Here is a 4,972-nt window from a genome sequence, read left to right as displayed (position 1 = left end):
ACGTCTCGGTGCCGGCCCTGCAGCGGCGCGACGAGCTGGGGGAGCTGGCGCGGGCCTTTAACGTTTTCGCCCGCAATATGGCGTCGCTGGAGCACACCACCCGGCTGCTGAAAGAGAAGACCAACCAGATGGAGATCGATCGGATTAAGCGCCAGGAGCTGGAGGAGGCGCTGCTGCATAGTCAGAAGATGAAGGCCGTCGGCCAGCTGACCGGAGGTCTGGCGCATGACTTTAACAACCTGCTGGCGGTGATTATCGGCAGTCTTGAGCTGGTGGAGCCGGATGCGCGCGATGCGCCGCGCCTCTCCAGGGCGCTGAAGGCGGCGGAGCGTGGGGCGCTTCTGACCCAGCGGCTACTGGCCTTTTCGCGCAAGCAGGCGCTGCATCCCCAGGCGGTGGCGATGGCGCCGCTACTGGAGAACCTCAGCGAGCTGATGCGTCATTCCCTGCCGGCGACCTTAAGCCTGGAGATTGAGGCGCAGTCGCCGGCGTGGCCGGCATGGATAGACGTTGGCCAGCTGGAAAATGCCCTGATCAATCTGGTGATGAACGCCCGCGACGCCATGGCGGGGCGCGACGGGGTCATCAAAATACGCACCTGGAATCAGCGGGTCACCCGCAGCAGCGGCCAGCGGCAGGATATGGTGGCCCTGGAGGTGATCGATCATGGCAGCGGGATGTCGCAGGCGGTGAAAGCCCGGGTGTTCGAACCTTTCTTCACCACCAAAGCCACCGGCAGCGGCAGCGGCCTGGGGCTGTCGATGGTGTATGGCTTTGTGCGCCAGTCTGGCGGCCGGGTGGCGCTGGAGAGCGCGCCGGGGCAGGGGACGACGGTGCGGCTGCAGCTGCCGCGAGCGTTGACCGAGGTTGAGAAGGAGGTGGCGCCAGCGGTGGACGAGCCGTCCCCGGCGGGCGAGCGGCTGGCGCTGGTGCTGGAAGATGAAGAGGATGTCCGCCAGACGCTATGTGAACAGCTGCATCAGCTGGGCTGGCTGACGCTGGAAACCGCCAGCGGTGAAGAGGCGCTGCAGCTGCTGGAGGCCTCGCCGGATATTGCCCTGCTGATTAGCGATCTGATGCTGCCCGGCGCCCTGAGCGGCGCCGATGTGATCCATACCGCCCGACGCCGCTTTCCGGCGCTGCCGGTGCTGCTGATCAGCGGCCAGGATTTGCGTCCGGCGCAGAACCCGGCCCTGCCGGAGGTTGAGTGGCTGCGTAAGCCGTTTACCCGCGCCCAGCTGGCGCAGGCGCTGAGCGCGGCGTACGCGAGGATTTGAGATTCCTCCGCTACCCGGGTTTCATGCGGATGATTAAGGTAGCGGCAGGACTCTGATGAGATTGGCCCCGATGAAACGTTACGCAACCGCACTGCTCTTTTGCACTCTGTCGCTGACCAGCCTGGCCGCTCGCGCCGATATTATCGATGACGCGATCGGCAATATTCAGCAAGCCATTAACGACGCCTATAACCCGGGCAGCAGTCGCTCCGATGACGACGACAGATACGATGACGATGGCCGGTATGATGACGGGCGCTATCAGGGGAGCCGTCAGCAGAGCCGTGACAGTCAGCGCCAGTATGACGAGCGGCAACGCCAGCTGGACGAGCGCCGCCGCCAGCTGGATGAACGCCAGCGTCAGCTCGACCGCGATCGTCGTCAGTTAGAAAGCGACCAGCGTCGGCTGGATGATAGCTACTGATCGCCCCCCGCAGGCCAGCGCTTAATCCAGCGCTATTTCCATCCCGTCATAGCCCGCTTCGAAACCTGTCGGCAGCGGGTTATCCATCATCCAGACGTCAAACTGGTGGCTGATATGGGTGAGGATCACCCGCGGACAGCCAATGACCTGGTTAAGGCTGCGGACGGTGTTTAGATCGTTATGGTTACGCGGGGTCTGCGCGCGCGGCTCATGACTGCAGTCGATGATCATCGCCTGCGGGCGGTTATTGAGCAAAAACTTCAGCGTCTTGTCCGGCAGCCCGGCGGTATCCGAGAGCCAGGCCAGCCGGCTGTGGGCCGACTCCAGCAGATAACCAAAGGTCAGCTTCGAGTGATTAAGGGGTAGGGGCGTCACCCGCAGCCCCTGCAGGTTAAACATCACAAACGGCGTGACGGTATGGCTAAAGTCAAGCAGACCGGGGTGTTTGAGCAGATCGTCGCAGCCGGCGTCATCCGGCGGGCCATAGACCGGAATCGACGCGCCGACTCCCCAGCGCAGCGGAAACAGCCCCTGCACATGATCCAGATGGTAGTGGGTCAGCAGCACCTGTTGAAAGCTGCCGGCGGGATGATGCTCCATCAGATCCGGTCGTCCGGCATCAAGCAGCGTCACGGCGCTGTTGAACGTGACCACTCCGCTACAGGGGCGGCGTCGGTGGCTCTCCTCGCGGCGTGCGCGGCGGCAGGCCGCGCAGTCGCAGCCGAAGACCGGCACCAGCTGAGCGCCGCCGGTGCCGGTTAAGCGGAGGGTCAGGCTCATCGTGTCACCTTTTGTTTATACCAGTTGATCCGCTTCGCGCGCCGCGTGGCTGCGCAGCAGGCGGAAAAATTCATCGACCGATTGTCGGAGACTGCCGTCGTTATTCAATGTCAGGCAGTTGTCCGGCTTATAGCGCGCGGCGCGTTCCAGACGCTGGGCGATTTCCAGCGCGTTTTCCCGGCCGCGCTGCTCCAGCCGCTGGCGCAGCACCGGCGGCGAGACGGCGAGACAGATCGGCACCAGCACCTCGCCGTAGCGTTCCCGGGCCAGCGCCAGATGGGCGCGGGAGCCGTTGGCCACCACGTCAAAGCCGGCGTGCAGCCAGAGGTCGATCTCCACGCCAATGCCATAGTAAGTATTGTTGGCGTGCCAGCTGAGAGCAAAAAGATGCTGCTCGGCGCGGGTAAAAAACTCATGTTCGCTGAGGGCGATATGATTCTCGCTGCCCGCGTTAAACGGGCGGGTTATGTAACGATGGGCCACCAGCAGCTGCGGGTGCTCGCGCTGGCGCAGCGCCGCCAGCAGGCTATCTTTACCGGAGCCGGAGGGGCCCACCAGCCAAATCAGTTTTCCTGGCATTAAAAGACCCTCTTTCCCTGGCGCCAGACATGGTCGATCTGGATATGTTCGCCGCGACGGTGCGCCAGCACCAGGTCGGCGCGTTTCCCCTCGGCGATGACGCCGCGATCGTCAAGGCCCAGCGCCTGCGCCGGATGCTGACTGACCAGACGGATCGCCTGTGGCAGGGTGAAGGCATTGTCCTCGGCGTCGGCGATGCGGAAAGCGGCATCCAGCAGGCTGGCGGGGTAATAGTCAGATGAGAGGATGTCCAGCAAACCGTGGCTCGCCAGCTGGTGGGCGGCGACGTTGCCGGAGTGGGAACCGCCGCGCACGATATTCGGCGCCCCCATCAGGACGTGCATCCCGTGCTGACGTGAAGCCTGCGCCGCGGCCAGCGTGGTGGGAAACTCGGCGATCACGCTCCCTAGCTGGTGGGATTCGGCCACATGCGCCTCGGTGGCGTCGTCGTGGCTGGCGAGGGCGATACGGCGGGCGCGGCACATGGCGGCGATGGTCTGGCGATTGGGCTGCGACCAGGTGGCGGCCAGAGCCATCTGCTCGGCTTCAAAACGGTCCATTTCGTCATGCGTCAGATGATATTTGCCCTGATAATAATCGCGGTACTTGCTGCGATCGGCGTACTGACGCTGGCCCGGCGAGTGGTCCATCAGAGAGACCATGCTCACCGACTCGCGATCGATCAGCTTTTCAAACAGCGGCAGCGTGGTGTGATGCGGCAGCTCGCAGCGCAGGTGCAGGCGGTGTTCGGCGCGGTTGAGACCGCGCTTTTGCGTCTCCTCCACGGCATTGACCATCTTCTCCAGATTCTCAAGACGATCGCCGCCATCGCGCACGTCGCCAATCGCCACGGCGTCCAGCACGGTGGTGATGCCGCTGGCGACCATCATGGCGTCATGGCTGCTCATCGCCGAGTGGGCCGGCCAGTCTACCTTCGGCCGCGGGGTAAAGAACTTGTCGAGGTTATCGGTATGCAGCTCGATAAGGCCCGGCAGCAGCCAGCCGCCTTCCCCATCCAGCGCCTGCGGCAGCCGGCTCTGGCTTTCGGCGAAGGCGAGGATGCGACCGTCCTGGACTTCCAGCGAACCGTGGACCACCTCGTCGTCGAGAACCAGTTTTACGTTATTGATAATCATGCTGTCATTCCCATAGAGTGCAGTCGGTCGGCGACCTGACGGCGTACCCCTTCGTCATGGAAAATCCCCACGATGGCCGCGCCGCGCGCTTTGGCATCGTGGATCAGGTTGACCACGGCAGCACTGTTTTTGCCATCCAGTGAGGCGGTGGGTTCATCAAGGAGCAGGATCGGATAGTCGACCGCAAAACCGCGGGCGATGTTGACCCGCTGCTGCTCGCCGCCGGAAAAGGTGGACGGCGCAAGGTGCCACAGGCGTTCCGGAACGTTGAGGCGGGTCAGGAGCTGGGCGGCTTTCGCGGCGCTCGCTTCGCGCGGCGTCCCAAGATCGAGCAGCGGCTGCATCACCACCTCCAGCGCTGAAATGCGCGGGATCACCCGTAGAAACTGGCTGACCCAGCCGATGGTGGTTTTGCGCACTTCCAGCACCTTGCGTGGGGTGGCGGTGACCAGGTCCACCCATTCGTCGCCGTGGCGGATATGGATATGGCCGCTGTCCGGCAGATAATTGGCGTACAGCGAACGCAGCAGGGTCGATTTGCCGCTGCCGGAGTGACCGTGGAGCACCACGCACTCCCCGACGTTAACGGTCAGCGAGGCGTCGGCCAGCACCGGCAGACGCACGCCGTGCTGCTGGTGCAGAACAAAGGTTTTATGGACGTTTTCAACGCGGATCATGTTAGCTCTCACGGGGTTGAGTTGCCGGGTGGCGCTTCGCTTACCCGACCTACGAATAACGCACCTGTGGGGCCGGGGGGGGGGGGGCGCCCCCCCCCC

At 63.8% G+C, this 4,972-nt stretch carries 6 protein-coding genes; 2 read left to right on the top strand and 4 right to left on the bottom strand.

Going from position 1 to position 4,972, the window contains the following annotated elements; genetic code table 11:
* Together HMPREF9538_RS19395 and yjdP are read left to right on the top strand one after the other, a co-directional pair.
* The coding region (locus HMPREF9538_RS19395; RefSeq protein WP_009484484.1) for an ATP-binding protein at positions 1-1,277 on the top strand (1,277 nt) is incomplete at its 5' end.
* 70 nt (positions 1,278-1,347) lie between these two features.
* Positions 1,348-1,701 (top strand): DDRRRQL repeat protein YjdP, encoded by a 354-nt coding sequence (gene yjdP, locus HMPREF9538_RS19400; protein WP_004151729.1) that lies wholly within the window; start codon positions 1,348-1,350, stop codon positions 1,699-1,701.
* 21 nt (positions 1,702-1,722) lie between these two features.
* Here yjdP and phnP read toward each other — a convergent pair whose 3' ends face one another.
* Genes phnP through phnL form a run of 4 tightly spaced genes read right to left on the bottom strand, consistent with a single transcriptional unit; the run spans position 1,723 to position 4,873 of the window.
* Positions 1,723-2,481, bottom strand: coding sequence for a phosphonate metabolism protein PhnP (phnP, locus tag HMPREF9538_RS0127205; RefSeq protein WP_004151728.1), 759 nt, complete (start codon positions 2,479-2,481; stop codon positions 1,723-1,725).
* Between the two features lie 15 nt (positions 2,482-2,496).
* Positions 2,497-3,060 (bottom strand): ribose 1,5-bisphosphokinase, encoded by a 564-nt coding sequence (gene phnN, locus HMPREF9538_RS19405; RefSeq protein ID WP_004151727.1) that lies wholly within the window; start codon positions 3,058-3,060, stop codon positions 2,497-2,499.
* The gene (gene phnM / locus HMPREF9538_RS19410) at positions 3,060-4,196 is read right to left on the bottom strand and encodes an alpha-D-ribose 1-methylphosphonate 5-triphosphate diphosphatase (protein WP_009484481.1); all 1,137 of its coding nucleotides are present in this window, start codon (positions 4,194-4,196) and stop codon (positions 3,060-3,062) included. Before phnM ends, phnN begins: the two co-directional genes overlap by 1 nt.
* Positions 4,193-4,873, bottom strand: coding sequence for a phosphonate C-P lyase system protein PhnL (phnL, locus tag HMPREF9538_RS19415; RefSeq protein WP_015959272.1), 681 nt, complete (start codon positions 4,871-4,873; stop codon positions 4,193-4,195). Before phnL ends, phnM begins: the two co-directional genes overlap by 4 nt.
* Positions 4,874-4,972: the final 99 nt, after the last annotated feature.

It is taken from the genome of Klebsiella sp. MS 92-3, from assembly GCF_000195655.1.
GTDB classification, from domain to species: domain Bacteria; phylum Pseudomonadota; class Gammaproteobacteria; order Enterobacterales; family Enterobacteriaceae; genus Klebsiella; species Klebsiella pneumoniae.
The sequence above is the reverse complement of the archived record's forward strand: the minus strand, read 5'-3'. Positions and strand labels throughout refer to the sequence as shown.